The sequence below is a fragment of the Cupriavidus basilensis genome (assembly GCF_000876015.1).
Lineage (GTDB): Bacteria > Pseudomonadota > Gammaproteobacteria > Burkholderiales > Burkholderiaceae > Cupriavidus > Cupriavidus basilensis_B.
Genome location: NZ_BBQM01000016.1, coordinates 118341 through 131767 on the forward strand (window position 1 = coordinate 118341; position 13427 = coordinate 131767).

The following is a 13427-nucleotide window of genomic DNA, read 5'->3' on the forward strand; positions in this document are numbered from 1 at the left end:
CGCTTTGCGGCACAACGGAGGACGAGCAGGAAATTCTTAGGAAAATTCCTTGACTATCTATCTACCAGTAGATAATATTCGGGTCATGGAAGCCGCTGCTCCGCCCCAGCCAGAACGCTGAAGCAGGAAAGAGGATCCAGCGCAGTACCCGGGGACTCCCCGTTTTTTTGCCCAAGCCATCTATCTACTAGTAGATAACAGCAAGAAAAACGCCGGACTCCAGCGCGCCTTACCGATTCGATTCCGCCCCAGCGCGGATCCTCAATGTGAAATGGAGAAGATCATGAACGCCAAGCTCATCGCCAAGACCGTCATCACCGCCGCCACCCTCGCCGCCGCCTTCGTGGCCGGCCAGGCACAAGCCTCGGGCCCCAAGGACAGCAGCTTCGCCGGCGACAAGTACGGCTACGTGTTCCGCACCGATGCCCGCGACGCCTACACCGACGGCGCGCGCATCAGCAACCGCGATGGCTACACCGACGGCGCCCGCACCGGCAACCGTGATGCGTACACCGATGGCGCCCGCACCGGCAAGGCCGACCCGTTCACCGACGGCGCGCTGGTCGCGGGTCTTGACCGCAGCGGCGTGTCGGCGACGCCGGCGCGCATCAGCAACCGCGATGGCTACACCGACGGCGCCCGCACCGGCAACCGTGATGCGTACACCGATGGCGCGCGCACCGGCAAGTTCGACCCGTACACCGATGGCGCGCTGGTCGCCGGCCTGGACCGCAGCGGCGTGTCGGCAACCCCGGCGCGCAGCGGCAACCGCGACGCCTTCACCGACGGCGCCCGCACCGGCAAGTTCGACGTCTTCACCGAAGGCGCCAATGCCTGAGCGCGGCAGCGCGGCATGCAGTACCGGGTGGCCGGCAAGTGCCGGCCACCGCGCCTGACCCGCGACGCGGCAGGCAGATAACACCGAACTGGAGTCGATGATGAATCTACGGGACAGCTTCCTGATCCTGGCCGGCTGGGTAGCGCTTTGCCTGGTCAGCGGCTCATTGATCACGGTGGTCGCGCAAGTGCTGCCCTCGTGAGCGGCGCAGCCTGACTTTTTGCGACCGCACGTGGAATTGCCTTGAGTATCTACCGGCAGATAGATAAGATCACGCCATGAAAACGAAATCCGTCCGCGAACAACTGCTCGAACACACGCTCGTGCTGATCCGCCGCCGCGGTTTCAACGGCTTCAGCTATCGTGACCTTGCCGAGCTGGTCGGGGTGAAGACCTCGAGCATCCATTATTACTTTCCGTCCAAGGACGATCTGGTACTGGAAGCGGTCAAGGAATACAGCGCGCGCATCACCGAGCGGATCCGCAATATCGACGCCAGCCTGCCGCCGCACGTGCAGGCGGAGGCCTACCTGAGCTTTCTGCGCACCGCGGCCTGCGGCGACCAGATCTGCCTGGCCGGCATGCTCTCGACCGAGACCCTGTGCCTGCCCGAGACCGTGCATGCCGAGCTCAAGGCGTTCTACCGCATGAACGAAGACTGGCTCACGGGGCTGATCGAGCGTGCCCAGAAGGAGTACGGCAAGGTCTACCCGGTGTCGCCGAAGGCGCTGGGGCAGGTGATCTACGGCGCGCTGCAGAACGGGCTGGTGGTGGCGCGGCTGTTCTGCGCGCCGGAGCGGCTGGAAGCCGCGGCCGAGCTGCTGATGGCTTCGCTTACCAAATAAGGCAGGCCGGCGCCGGCACGGCACGCGGACAGTCTCTTCTCATCGTGAAAGGCCCCCGAAACCGGGGGCCTTTGCTCATGGGCGCGCCACCATGCGCCACACCCCGCCATCGTCCACCACGGCGCCGTCCACGGCGAGCTTGTGCAGGTGCGCCAGCAGCGAGCGCTGCGCCACCGGCAGCATGCGTTCCGGCACGTCGTCGTACACGCGCAGCAGCAGCACTTCGATCACGCTGTCGCCAAGCTCGCGCAGCGCGTTGAGCACCTTGGCCTCGCGCTGCAGGCGGTGGCGGATCAGCGTGCGGATCGCATCGGCCGGCCTGGCCATCAGGAAGCCGTGGCCCGGCGCCAGCCATTCCAGGTCTTCGTGCTGGAGCGCCGCCAGCGATGCCAGGTAGGCGTGCATGTCGCCGTCGGGCGGGTTGATGACGACCGTGGAGCCCTGCATCACATGGTCGCCGGTAAACAGCGTCTTTTCTTCTTCGAGCAGGAAACACAGGTGGTTGGAGGCATGCCCCGGCGTGTGCACCACGCGCAGGGTGCAGCCGTTGCCCAGCGCCAGCCGTTCGCCGTGCTCGAGAATGCGGTCCGGCTGGAAGGTCTGGTCCTGGCGCGGCGTGGCCGGCGCCGGGCGGCCCAGCACCGGCGCGCCGGTGGCGGCCTTGAGCCGGGGCGTGGCCGGCGAGTGGTCGAGATGGGTGTGGGTGGCCAGGATCCAGCGCACCGGGCCGGGCGCCGCGGCCAGCACGGCGGCAAGATGGGCGTCGTCGTCGGGGCCGGGATCGATCACGGCCCACTGGTTTTCGTCGGGGTCGCCGACGAAATACGTGTTGGTGCCCGGCCCGGTCATCACGTTGCCGTTGCCGGCGGTCACGCGCCACACGCGCGCCGACAGGCGCACGGCCTGCCCGGTGGCGAGCTCGTAGCGGGCGTGGCCTTCGCCGTGCGGGTCGATCCGCTCGATCTCGGCATAGGCCGGCTCGCTCGGCAGCACCGGCCGCAGGCCGCCGCCGCCCTGGGCCAGGCGCGGCATGATGCGCGCGATGCCGCGCAACTGCGCGGCGTGGTCGAAACAGGCCTGCGCGCTCTCGAAGCGGGCGATCGAGGCGAGCGTGCGGCGCGTCACCGGCACCATCTTGTAGCCGCTGGCGGCATCGAGCGCGTCGGCCGGGCGCACCCAGACATGGGCCATCGCCTCTTCGCCATCGTGCACGGCGGTCTGCCCGGCCGGCGCGAGGGCCACGAAGAAGCGCGTGTCGAAGCGCTTGGGCAGGCCCGGCGGCGTGAGCCAGTGGCTGTGGTAGGCCAGGCGGTCCACCGCCAGCCGCACGCCCAGGCGCTCGCAGATCTGCGCCATGCCCGGGCCGCCGCCGCGCGCGGGCTGGCGCAGCCAGCCATGCTGCCGCGCATCGCGCGCCTGCAGCGCGTCGAGCGGGGCGAGCGCGCCGTCGGCGCCGGCCGCGAACAGCAGGCCGGCTTCCTCGAAGCATTCGCGCACCGCCGCCAGGTAGTAGTCGAGGCCGCCGTCGGGCACGCCCAGGCGCTGGCTCGCCGCGCTGTCGTCGAGCCCCGCGCACCATGCGTGCAGCGCCTTGTCCTGCGGGTCCAGCGTGCCGCCCGGAAAGACGAAGGCGCCGCTGCTGCGGTCGTCGTTGCGCTCGGCGCGGCGCACCATCAGGACTTCCATGCCAGCGGCGCCGTCGCGCACGACCAGGATGCTGGCGGCGTGGCGCAGGGAAGACGCGCGCGCGGGCTGGGACTGGGACTGCGATTGGGGCTGGGAGGCGGAATGCGTGCTGCCGCTCTTTTGTGGCTCGCTCATGGCTGGCGGTGTCTCGTTGTGCTGGCGGGTGGCGGGGGACGTGAAGGCCCCGGGGAAGGCCCATAGTGTAGCGGCATCGCCCGGTTATGCCAGCGGGCGGCAGCGAGGCGCGAAGCGCGCGGCGGGGGAGTGCTGCCGCCGCCTCCGGACGGGGGCGGCAGCGGCACTTGCCGCGGTCTGGCGGGATCGATGAGACCCTGCCTGCGGCCTTGCCTGCAGCCTTACTTGTTGTTGCTGCTGCTGTTGTTCATCGCGGCGAACTGCTGCGTGAGGTAGGTGCTGGTCGAGTTCAGCTTGGACACGATCAGATCGAGCTGCTGGAACTGCGTGCGGTAGCGGGCCATGGTGGCGTCGATGGCGGCCTGGGCCTTCGTGTACGTCTTCTCCAGGTTCTTCATGTTGGCCTGCACGCCCTCGGAGGCCGTGGTCAGCGTGCCCTTGGGGTCGTTGAACGACTTGGCCAGCGCCGACAGCTGGTTGCCGTAGCCGGACTTGCCGTCCGTGCCGCTGAACAGCTGCGCCACGCCGGTGCGGTTGGCGGTCAGGGCCTTGTTCAGCTTGACCGTGTCCAGCGCCATGCTGCCGTCGGACTTGAACGTGATGCCGACCTGCGTGAGGTTGACCAGGCTGTTGTCGCCGGCGGCGTCCTGCGGCTTGTTGAACACCGAGGCGAGCTGGTTCTGGATCGAGCGCAGCGCACCGTCGCCGAGCAGGATGCCCGCGCTCTTGGTGTTCTTGTCGAAGCTCGCCAGCTTGGCCGCGGTGCTTTGCAGGGTGTTGTAGGCGGTGACGAAACTCTGCACGGCCGAGGCCATCGACCCGGTGTCGGTGGAGGCGATGACGGTACTGTCGCCGGTCTTGAGCAGGTTCAGCGTGAGGCCCGGCACCGCTTCCTGCACGGTGTTGGACGCGCTCGTGATGGCCAGCCCGTTGACGGTCAGCTTGGCGTCGACCGCCTTGATGTTCTCCGTCATCGACTTGGTGCCGGCCGGGTCGTAGGTCATCAGGTCGGCGATCATGCTGGGGTCACCCACGCCGTTGCTCGCGACCGAGACGCGCATGCTGGACTTGGCGCCGGTGGTGTTGGAGGTCAGCACGATGTGGTAGGGCGTGCTGCCGCCGTCATTGACGATGCTCGCGGTAACGCCCGAGTTCGATGCGTTGACCGCGTCGCGGATGCCTTCGAGCGTGTTGTTGGTGCCGTTGATGTTGATCTCGGCCGCCTTGGCGCTGCCGGGCGTGAAAACGCCGGCTTCGGTGATGCCGAATTCGATCTTGATCTTGGCGCTGCCCAGCGGCATGCCCTTGCTGTCGACCACGCCCTTGGACACCAGCGTCTGCGAGGTGGCCAGCTGCGATACGTTGACCGCGTAGTTGCCGGCCGTGGCGGTCTTGTCGCCCGACACGGTCAGCACGTCCTTGTTGCTCGACGACGTGGTCGTGCTGCTGTACAGGCTTGCCTTGCCGAGCGCGGCGGCGGCGGCCTGGAACGAGGACAGCGCGCCTTGCAGCAGCCCGTAGGCGGACAGCTTGTTGGTGTGGACGGTTTGCTGGTTGACGAGCGGATCGAGCTTCTTCTTTTCCGCTTCTTCCAGATTGGTTAGCAGAGTGCCCAGATCAAGTTTCGATCCGACACCTATCGAGGAAATTGCCATATTTCAGCCTCTGATAATGCGTTGGAGGGAAAATCAGCCGCACCGCCCTGGCGGTCCGGATATTCAGGAAGCCCCGGCGCGCGCAGATGGAATGGCTGGCACGCGGGGGGGTTCCCGGGCGAACAGATGATGACGCCCCGCAAGGCAGGCGCCGTATTGCGACGGGTGCCGGCGCCAGGCAGGTGATCCGGTGCCGGCCGCTGGCGGTCGCTCGCCCTTGATGCGGTCGGGTCGAGGATGACGCAGGCGCGCATCGATCCTGTCCGCGACCTGCCGGAAGAGCGCTCGACACGGTGGCGGTTGACCGGGGGAAAGCCGCTGCCGTGTGCTTAACTCTTCACGCTCAAGATCGTAAAGGCACGCGGCCCGGGCCAATCGCCGGAACAAGGGCGGAAAAACCGGCTTGCTCGCGCTCAAAAAAGGGCGCCGGCGGCCGGCCCCCGGGGAAAACCGGGCAGAAAATGTCTGCTTTGTCCTCTAACATGCAGTCAAAAGCGCATGCCGGCTCCAGTCGGACCATCCAGGGAGAAGACAAATGAACCGCAAAGGCCTGCTCGACGCAGCCGAAGTGCTGGAAGCCCTCGCGGCCGGGGCGCAGCCGGACGGCAAGCGGCTGGCCGCGGGCGCCAGCGCGCTGGGCGCCATCCATGCGGACCACCCGTCGTGGCGCGACATGACCGACGCGGCCTTTGCGCTGGAAGCGCTGGCGGCCGGCAGCGCACTGGGGCTGGACCAGAAAGGGCGCGCCCGCGCCGCGCGGCTGGCGGAAGTGGTGCGCAGCCTGGTCGATCCGCTCTAGGCACTACAAACGCCACAAGCACCATAATCACCACAAATGCCGCAATCACCATAGACGCGACAGGGCGGCGATCCGGCGGACCGCCGCCGGCAAGGCAGGCCGCGCGTCAGAACGCGACCATCGCGAAGTCTTCCTTGCCCACGTCGCACAGCGGGCAGCGCCAGTCGTCGGGGATGTCTTCCCAGCGCGTGCCGGGCGGGATGCCTTCCTCGGGCAGGCCGGCCGCCTCGTCGTAGACCCAGCCGCAGATGATGCAAACCCATTGCCGGAACTCGTCAGCGGGCGCGGCGGGCGGCGGCGCTTCGCTGGCGCCGGACGGCGTGGATGGTGGCGCGGATGGCGGCGTGGTTGCCGCGCCGGGCTCGTCGAGACTGAATATCGCGGGCGCGTCCGTGCCTTGCCCGTGGTGGGCGAGCTTGTCCTGCAGCACGGCCAGCAGTTGCCGCGCTTCCTCCGTGGTCAGGTCGATCCAGTACGGATCGCCGGCGCCGTCGTTGAGGCGCGCGGGGGAAAACTGCAGTTCGATTGCGGTGCCTTTCTTGTACATGCCTGTGGAATGAATGCTGGAATCCGCGCGGCGCCGCCGGGCGGCGCGCGCGTGGATAGGGGTGTCGGGGCGATGCGGCCGGAAGCCGGCGGCGATATTGTCGTTCAGTTCCGCCCGGCTCGCAGCGAGCCGAACACATACGACTCCATCGACAGCATGCCGTAGACGATGCCGCCGTCGATGACCTGGACCGGATCGCCGGCCGTGGCCGCGCCGAGGGCCACCAGCAGCGGCAGGAAGTGCTCTTCGGTCGGATGGGCGCGGGCGGCGTCCGGCGCCTGGCGGCGGTAGTCGAGCAGCGGCGTCATGTCGCCGTCCTGCATGGCCTTGCGCACGGCTTCGCGCACCCAGCCGGTGAACCTGGCCACGTAGGGCGCATCGCCGCCATCGCCGCGGAATTCGTGGAGGTTGTGCGTCAGGCTGCCCGAACCCACGATCAGCACGCCTTGCGCGCGCAGCGGCGCCAGCGCGCGGCCGAGCGCGAGCGCGCCGGCGGGGTCCAGCGGCTGCGGCAGCGACACCTGGAATGCCGGCACGCGGGCGTCCGGGTACAGGTGCAGCAGCGGCACCCACGCGCCGTGGTCCAGGCCGCGCTGCGCGTCGGCCCGCGCCGCAAAGCCGGCTTCGGCCAGCAGCGCCGCGGCGCGCCGGGCCAGTTCGGGATGGCCCGGGGCCGGGTATTGCAGCGCGTACAGGGCGGGCGGGAAGCCGCCGAAATCATGGATGGTCTCGGGATATTCAGCGGTGCCCACGCCGGCGCCGCCGCGCGTCATCCAGTGGGGCGACACCACCAGCACCGCCGCCGGCGGCGGCAGCGCGCGGCCGAGCGCGGTGAGTTGCGGGCCGGCCAGGCCGGGTTCGACGGCAAAGGTGGGCGCGCCGTGCGATATGAACAGAACGGGGAGGGGGGCTGACACGAGGTTTCTCCGGTACGCCGGCGCCGCTGTGCTTTGCGCATCTGGCGGCGGGGTCGACGGCGGAGTTTATTGCCTGCGGACGAGGCGATAAACCCGGATTGGCGCGACATATAGTCTCGCCAGCCGGGACAATCGAGGGAAATGGAGAGGGTGCGGGAAGGTCAGGACGGAGTGGCCGAGCCACCGCCCGCGGCCGTGCCGGCAGCGGGCTGCGCAGCCGGCATTTCCGCCGCCGCGGGCGTTTGAGGCGTTTCCACCATTTCAGCCGCTTCCGTCGCTTCCGTCGCTTCCGTCGCTTCCGTCGCTTCCACGGTTTCCGCCGGCTCCGGCGAAACCGGCGCCTCCACGATTTTCGGCTGCGGCCCGGCCGCCACCACCTCGTGCACGAAACGCAGCTTCTCCACCACCTTGGGCGACAGCGCGAACGGATAGCCGTCCGCGAGGCCCAGGCTGCGGTTCAGGCTGTTGAGTACATAGGTCAGCGGATACCAGCGGTGCATCAGGCTGTCGAAGCTCGACACTTCCACCGGCGTCTGGTCGGTCAGCACGGGCTCGCCCGCGGTGCTCGGCTTGAGCGCCAGCCCGCACGCGGCGGCGGTGTCCACGGTATCGACGATGTGCAGGTAGTGCGCCCAGGTCTCGGCCCAGTCTTCCCACGGATGCATGGTCGCGTAGGCGCTCACGTAGGCCTGCTCCCAGCCCTGCGCCGCGCCCTGTTCGTAGTGCGCCGCCAGCGCCTCGGCGTAGTCGGCCCGCTCGTCGCCGAACAGCGCGCGGAACGGTTCGATCCAGCGCGTGCCGGCCACCAGCTGGTCGAAATAATAATGGCCGAGCTCATGCCGGAAATGGCCCAGCAGCGTGCGGTAGGGCTCGCTCATCTCCGAGCGCGTCTTTTCCCGGTGCGCATCGTCGGCCTCGGCGATGTTCATGGTGATCAGGCCGTTGTCGTGGCCGGTCATCACGCGCTCCTCGCCGACGTCCTCGAGGAAATCGAACTGCAGGCCGCCCTCGGCGTCCACCTCGCGCGAGACCACCGGCAAGTCCAGCGCCGCCAGCGTGTAGAGCGCCCGCCGCTTGGCGGTCTCCAGCCGCCACCAGTAGAGGCGGTTGTTCGGCGTGGCCAGGAACGGCGTGGTGCGGGTCAGCTCGCAGGACGCGCACAGCGTGTCGCCGGCGTCCGCCGGGATCATCCAGTTGCAGACGTCCTGCACCGCGTAGTTGTGGCATTGCCGGTGGAGCGCGCCGGCGGCCTCGTCGTTCAGGCAGCGCCATACGCCGTCGCCGGCGGGCTCGAAGGCGCAGATCTGCGAGAGTTCGGGAACATAGCCGAGCAGGGCGCTGCAGCGCTCGCACGAGACGTTCTCGAAGAACACGAGGTTGCCGCATTTTCCGCAGTGGAATGTCTTCATGGCTCGCCTGTGGTTTTGCGCGCGCCCGTCCGCGCCGCCCGTGCCATTTTCACATCTGCAGCGCGGATTTACACCGCCGGTAACAACTGCACGCACGGCGGCGGGCGGCGCCCACGCCGCGCGGCGGCGGGCGCGCTACTGCTGTGGGCAGTGGCGCGCGCCCTGGCCGAGCCGGTCCGCCGGCTGGCCGTTCTGCGGGTCGCGCTCGCCCGGCTGGCTGGTCTTGCGGCCTTCGCCGGGCTGCTCGGCATAACCGCGTTGGCTCGGGCTGGGCCGCCCGCTTGTCTCCGTCCGCCTGCGCAGATCGTTCATGGCGCGTCTCTCCATGCTTGAAAGGGGTCTACCGTGGCTCGCCCGGCAACGGTGCATGCGGCACCGGGCTGCATCAAAGCTGGCAAGTTCCGTGCCGGCGGATGGCCGCCTTGCCAGCGCGGTTCCGGCTCCGCCCTTGCAGCCAATGCAGATACCAGGGAATGCCCCGGTCCGCGCTACACCGCAAAACGAAAATGACCGCTATGCAGCACGATGTTGTGGGCCGCCGTCATCTCGAACAATTGCCGGGCCACGCTTTCGATGTCGTCGCGGTGGCCTTCGAAGGCCTGTATCAGGTCGCCCTCGCGGTGCGAGCGCGCGCCGAAGTGGTCTTCGAGCGCCTCGGCGGTGATCGCGTAGCGGGCCGGCGCGCCGTCCACGCAGGCGGGACAGGCGAGGCAGAGTTCGGCCGAGCAGTAGGAAGGGGTGGCCTTGGGAAAGCGGACCTGCTTGACGGACATGGGTGATCCCCGGAGCAAGAAAGCGAAGAAAACGGCAAGGACGGCGGCAACGACGCGGCGCTCTGCCGCGCCGGCCTGCTGCCAGTCTAGGCAGGGCCACGGTGGCCGCAAGGCGAATCGCGCGGTTGGCTGACGGGCATCAAGGAAGGGGAGTTTCCGGGCCGCGCCGCCATCGCACGCTGCCCGGCGGATACCTTTGACTTGCACCGGCCCCGGTATAAGCTTGCCCTGTCGATATGCCGCCCGCCGCACGCGCGGCATGCGCGTGCCGGCTGTCGTTCCCGCCTCATCGCGCTTGTGATCGTGCGTGATCATGCTTGTGATCGCGTTCGTGCCCGCGCCGGAGCAGAAATGACCAACGAGGCATTGCCGGGACTGATTGGCGGCATCTACGACGCGGCCGCGGCGCAAGACCGCTGGCCCGCCGCCGACCGCCAGCGCGCGCTGGCGGGGCTCGCCGCGCTCGAATCGATGCCGCTGGCCGTGGTGGTGGTGGACGACGCCATGCGCGTGGTGTTCGCCAACGAAGCGGCCGGCGCGCTGGCGCGGCGGCCACAGGCCAGCCTGCGCATGGCGGCGGGCGGCCCCGCTGCCGGCGGGCAGCCGGTGCGGCTGGTCCTGCGCGACGCGCGCGAGGACGCCCGCCTGGCCGCGCTGGTGGCCACCGCCGCGCACGGCGGAGCGGGCGGACGGCTGCGCCTGGGAGTCCGGGGCGAGGCCACCGCGCCGGTCGAACTGCTGGTGACACCGGTGCCGTGGCGGCTCTTGCCCGGGGCTGCGGATGAAGAGAGTGGCGCGGTGGCAGGCATGGCCGTGGTCATGCTGCGCGACCTCGCGGATACCGTCGCGCGCCGCCAGAGCGCGCTGACCGAATTGTTCGGGCTGACCCGGGTCGAGGCCGCCGTGGCCGCGGCGCTGGCGGGCGGGGCCACGGCCGCGCAGGTGGCGCGCAACCGCAACGTCTCGCCCGACACCGTGCGCACGCAGATCCGCAGCATCCTGCGCAAGATGGGCGCGAGCAACCTGCGGCAGTTCGAGTCGATCGCCGGGATGCTGATCTAGCGCGGGGTGGAAAAATCCGTCAGCGCGGAAAGCGCAGCAGTCCTTCCCCTTCCGCCGGCACCGGCACGCCGAGCTCCTTCATCTTGTTCAGCAACTGCATGACCGGCAGGATCGGGTTGGCTTCCGCCGACATCGGCGCGCCTTCCATCTCGGGCGCGGCGCGCAGCTTCGCCATCAGGTCGGGAACCCGGATGCCGCCGGGGTGCTCGCGCAGGATGCGCGTGATCGCGGCATCGAAGGCGAGGGCGCTGCCTACCAGGCGCTCGAGGTAGGCCGTGGCCTGCTCGCGCGGGTAGAACTCGAACGAATGCCCGTCCGTGAGCGAGCGGATCGCGCCTTCCCTGAGCGCCTGCGCGGTGCGCTCGAGCGTGAGCAGGTTGGTTTCCGGGCTGCCGCCGCCGAACGCCTGGTAATAGCTGGTGGTCTCGTCGGCAAGATGGAGATGGCCGATGGCCGGCAGCAGCACGGCCACGTGGCCGACCGTGTGGCCCTGGGTCTTCAGCGCCACGACCTCGCCGCCGAACAGCCGCCAGCCGTTCCACAACGTGCTGCCGATGCGGATTTCCTCGGACGGCAGCGATTCCAGCAGCGTCAGCGAGCGGGTTTCGACGTCGAGCGTGCCGAACTGCCCGATGGCGCTCTCCGCCAGCACCCGGCCCGCCGGCATGCCCGGCACGAACGGCCGGGCCTCGTCGAACATCGGCACGAAGGTGTTGATCTGGTCGCGCATCATCGCCAGGTCGCGCACGGACATATAGGCTTCGGCGGGCACGCCCAGCGTGTCGATCCAGCCGTTGTTGCCGGTGTGGTCGCAATGCCCGTGCGTGGAGATCAGCGTGACCCGGTCATAGGGCTGGAGCCGGCGGGCGGCTTCGTCCAGATAGGCGCGAAAGCCCGCGGTCGCGCCCACGTCGATCACCACCAGCCGCGTGCCGGACTTGTACATGACCGTGTTGGCGACGGAAGAGACGCCGGCTTCGAGGTTGCGCATGCGCCCGACGATCAGCAGCGCGCCGGGCGCGATCTCCACCAGTTCTCCGTAGGAGCGCGAGCCGCCGGTGGCGGCCGGGTTGATGACGTTGCACATTGTCGTATCGGGGAGAAGGCACTTGCGGTTCGGTACGCCCTGGGCGGGACCCGCCGCCCGCCAGCAGCCCGTCGCGGGCGGCCGGCGTGGGGGATGCGGCTGTTCCATTATTGCCGTGGGCGGCCCGGCGCGGCATCGCCAGAACTGGTGATGGCCGGACATCGAGAGGCGGAAGAGGGCGCCCGCCCGCCGTCAGGACGCCGCGCCCGGCCCGCCGCCGGCGAACGCGGCGGCCAGCGCCTGCAGGCCGTCGCGGTAGATGCCCTCGAACAGGCGCTCGGCCTCGGCGTCGCCGACGCCGGCCGGCGTGAACTCGCCGGACCAGTCGACGCGCGCGCCTTGCCCGTCACCGGCCGGCCGCACCTGCAGCGTGGAGCGGTAGCCCGTCACCGGGAACGGCGCTTCGAGGATCGCGTAGCTGTAGCTGCGGTTCGCCTCGTCGAATGCCAGCAGGCGCTCGACGATGACGTCGCCGCCGGGGGTGGCGAGGCGGCGCACGCGGCCGCCTTCGGATAGCTCGCTGCTCGGGATGTAGGGCAGCCAGTCGGGCAGCGCGTTGAAGCCGCCGATCAGTTGCCAGACCCGCTCGGGCGAAGCCGGGATCGTGATGGTTGCGGAAGCGCTTGCCATGTCGGGCTCCCGGGGCTCAGGCGTGATCGCCGGGCAGCGGCGCGTCGGCGGCCACCAGCTTCTGCTCGCGCATCTCGCGCCAGAACTCCGCCGGGATGGTCTCCGCCAGCGCCGCCATGTCCTCGGCGATGCGCTCGGGTCGGCTCGCGCCGGGGATCACCGCCGCGACGGCGGGGTTGGCCAGCGAGAACTGCAGCGCGGCGGCCTTGATGCCGACGCCGTGGCGCCGCGCGACCGCCTTGATGCGCTCGACCCTGGCGACGATTTCCGCGGGCGCCGTCTGATACTCGAAATGCGCGCCGCCGGCCAGGATGCCCGAACTGTACGGGCCGCCGACCACGATCTCGGCCCGGCGCGCGGCCGCCGCCGGCATCAGGCGCTGCAGCGCGCGCGCATGATCCAGCAGCGTGTAGCGGCCGGCCAGCAGGAAGCCGTCGGGCTGCGCCTCGGCCAGGTCCAGCGTCAGCTCGATCGGCTCGACGCGGTTCACGCCCAAGCCCCAGGCCTTGATCACGCCTTCCTCGCGCAGGCGGGTCAGCACGCGGAACGCGCCGGTGCGCGCGCTCTCGAATCTGGCGAGCCATTCGTCGCCGTAGAAATCCTGGGCGATGTCGTGCACCCAGACGATGTCGAGGCGGTCCGTGCCCAGGCGCCGGAGGCTGTCCTCGATCGAGCGCAGCGTGGCGTCGGCCGAATAATCGTTGACCATCTTGTTGGGCCGGCCAGTGGCGAACAGGCCGCCTTTTTCGCCGAGATCGCGGGCGCTGGCGTCTTCCACCTCGTCCAGGATCAGGCGGCCGACCTTGGTGCTGAGCACGTAGTCGTCACGGTTGCGCCGGGCCAGCGCGCGGCCCAGGCGGATCTCCGACAGGCCGGCACCGTAGAACGGCGCGGTGTCGAAATAGCGGATGCCGTGGTCCCAGGCCGCGTCGACGGTGGCGGCGGCCTCGGCCTCGGGAATGTCGCGGAACATGTTGCCCAGCGGCGCGGTGCCAAAGCCGAGGAGGGTGCCGGCAGGCAGTTTGTCTTTGATGCTCATGACTT

Annotated in this window: 14 protein-coding genes; 4 read left to right on the forward strand and 10 right to left on the reverse strand. The window is 69.4% G+C overall.

Features of this window, described 5'->3' with window-relative positions; all coding sequences use genetic code 11:
* Nucleotides 1–283 precede the first annotated feature (283 nt).
* Both KF708C_RS16835 and KF708C_RS16840 read left to right on the forward strand, forming a co-directional pair.
* Entirely contained in the window at nt 284–838 is a 555-nt protein-coding gene (locus tag KF708C_RS16835) for a hypothetical protein (protein WP_059412838.1), read from the forward strand.
* A gap of 278 nt (nt 839–1116) precedes the next feature.
* Nucleotides 1117–1683, forward strand: a complete 567-nt coding sequence (locus KF708C_RS16840) for a TetR/AcrR family transcriptional regulator (RefSeq protein ID WP_020206670.1) — start codon at nt 1117–1119, stop codon at nt 1681–1683.
* A gap of 75 nt (nt 1684–1758) precedes the next feature.
* Here the strand turns inward: KF708C_RS16840 and KF708C_RS16845 are convergent, their stop codons facing one another.
* Together KF708C_RS16845 and fliD are read right to left on the reverse strand one after the other, a co-directional pair.
* The gene (locus KF708C_RS16845; RefSeq protein WP_020206671.1) at nt 1759–3504 is read right to left on the reverse strand and encodes an MBL fold metallo-hydrolase; all 1746 of its coding nucleotides are present in this window, start codon (nt 3502–3504) and stop codon (nt 1759–1761) included.
* Between the two features lie 221 nt (nt 3505–3725).
* Nucleotides 3726–5159 carry a flagellar filament capping protein FliD gene (fliD, locus tag KF708C_RS16850; RefSeq protein ID WP_020206672.1) on the reverse strand — a complete coding sequence of 478 codons (1434 nt, stop codon included), beginning with the start codon at nt 5157–5159 and terminating at the stop codon, nt 3726–3728.
* Between the two features lie 535 nt (nt 5160–5694).
* On the opposite strand from fliD, the gene KF708C_RS16855 reads away from it, so the two are divergent.
* Entirely contained in the window at nt 5695–5958 is a 264-nt protein-coding gene (locus KF708C_RS16855) for a hypothetical protein (RefSeq protein ID WP_059412695.1), read from the forward strand.
* Between the two features lie 106 nt (nt 5959–6064).
* On the opposite strand, the gene KF708C_RS36700 is transcribed toward KF708C_RS16855, so the two are convergent.
* From KF708C_RS36700 to KF708C_RS16875, 5 genes are all read right to left on the reverse strand, one after another.
* Nucleotides 6065–6505, reverse strand: a complete 441-nt coding sequence (locus KF708C_RS36700) for a rubredoxin (protein ID WP_082079613.1) — start codon at nt 6503–6505, stop codon at nt 6065–6067.
* Nucleotides 6506–6609: 104 nt separating this feature from the next.
* Nucleotides 6610–7422: a dioxygenase family protein gene (locus KF708C_RS16865; RefSeq protein ID WP_059412696.1), complete on the reverse strand. Its 813-nt coding sequence runs from the start codon at nt 7420–7422 to the stop codon at nt 6610–6612.
* A 161-nt stretch (nt 7423–7583) separates the two neighbouring features.
* On the reverse strand, nt 7584–8831 hold the full coding sequence (locus KF708C_RS16870; RefSeq protein ID WP_059412697.1) for a zinc-binding metallopeptidase family protein: 1248 nt from the start codon (nt 8829–8831) through the stop codon (nt 7584–7586).
* 135 nt (nt 8832–8966) lie between these two features.
* A complete protein-coding gene (locus KF708C_RS35745) occupies nt 8967–9143 on the reverse strand; it encodes a hypothetical protein (protein ID WP_020206677.1) in 177 nt (58 codons plus the stop codon).
* A 176-nt stretch (nt 9144–9319) separates the two neighbouring features.
* The gene (locus KF708C_RS16875) at nt 9320–9604 is read right to left on the reverse strand and encodes a DUF1488 domain-containing protein (protein WP_059412698.1); all 285 of its coding nucleotides are present in this window, start codon (nt 9602–9604) and stop codon (nt 9320–9322) included.
* Between the two features lie 351 nt (nt 9605–9955).
* On the opposite strand from KF708C_RS16875, the gene KF708C_RS16880 reads away from it, so the two are divergent.
* A complete protein-coding gene (locus KF708C_RS16880) occupies nt 9956–10666 on the forward strand; it encodes a helix-turn-helix transcriptional regulator (RefSeq protein WP_059412699.1) in 711 nt (236 codons plus the stop codon).
* Between the two features lie 19 nt (nt 10667–10685).
* On the opposite strand, the gene KF708C_RS16885 is transcribed toward KF708C_RS16880, so the two are convergent.
* From KF708C_RS16885 to KF708C_RS16895, 3 genes are all read right to left on the reverse strand, one after another.
* Complete coding sequence (locus KF708C_RS16885) at nt 10686–11753, reverse strand: MBL fold metallo-hydrolase (protein ID WP_059412700.1); 1068 nt, start codon at nt 11751–11753, stop codon at nt 10686–10688.
* 192 nt (nt 11754–11945) lie between these two features.
* Nucleotides 11946–12383 (reverse strand): SRPBCC family protein, encoded by a 438-nt coding sequence (locus tag KF708C_RS16890; protein ID WP_020206681.1) that lies wholly within the window; start codon nt 12381–12383, stop codon nt 11946–11948.
* 16 nt (nt 12384–12399) lie between these two features.
* Nucleotides 12400–13422 carry an aldo/keto reductase gene (locus KF708C_RS16895; RefSeq protein ID WP_059412701.1) on the reverse strand — a complete coding sequence of 341 codons (1023 nt, stop codon included), beginning with the start codon at nt 13420–13422 and terminating at the stop codon, nt 12400–12402.
* Between the last annotated feature and the right edge of the window lie 5 nt (nt 13423–13427).

Coding starts and splice junctions, on each gene's coding strand:
- KF708C_RS16875 (WP_059412698.1), bottom strand. CDS start 9,604: ATGTCCGTCAAGCAGGTCCGCTTTCCCAAGGCCACCCCTTCCTACTGC.
- KF708C_RS16845 (WP_020206671.1), bottom strand. CDS start 3,504: ATGAGCGAGCCACAAAAGAGCGGCAGCACGCATTCCGCCTCCCAGCCC.
- KF708C_RS16880 (WP_059412699.1), top strand. CDS start 9,956: ATGACCAACGAGGCATTGCCGGGACTGATTGGCGGCATCTACGACGCG.
- KF708C_RS16855 (WP_059412695.1), top strand. CDS start 5,695: ATGAACCGCAAAGGCCTGCTCGACGCAGCCGAAGTGCTGGAAGCCCTC.
- KF708C_RS35745 (WP_020206677.1), bottom strand. CDS start 9,143: ATGAACGATCTGCGCAGGCGGACGGAGACAAGCGGGCGGCCCAGCCCG.
- KF708C_RS16840 (WP_020206670.1), top strand. CDS start 1,117: ATGAAAACGAAATCCGTCCGCGAACAACTGCTCGAACACACGCTCGTG.
- KF708C_RS36700 (WP_082079613.1), bottom strand. CDS start 6,505: ATGTACAAGAAAGGCACCGCAATCGAACTGCAGTTTTCCCCCGCGCGC.
- KF708C_RS16870 (WP_059412697.1), bottom strand. CDS start 8,831: ATGAAGACATTCCACTGCGGAAAATGCGGCAACCTCGTGTTCTTCGAG.
- KF708C_RS16835 (WP_059412838.1), top strand. CDS start 284: ATGAACGCCAAGCTCATCGCCAAGACCGTCATCACCGCCGCCACCCTC.
- KF708C_RS16895 (WP_059412701.1), bottom strand. CDS start 13,422: ATGAGCATCAAAGACAAACTGCCTGCCGGCACCCTCCTCGGCTTTGGC.
- KF708C_RS16890 (WP_020206681.1), bottom strand. CDS start 12,383: ATGGCAAGCGCTTCCGCAACCATCACGATCCCGGCTTCGCCCGAGCGG.
- fliD (WP_020206672.1), bottom strand. CDS start 5,159: ATGGCAATTTCCTCGATAGGTGTCGGATCGAAACTTGATCTGGGCACT.
- KF708C_RS16885 (WP_059412700.1), bottom strand. CDS start 11,753: ATGTGCAACGTCATCAACCCGGCCGCCACCGGCGGCTCGCGCTCCTAC.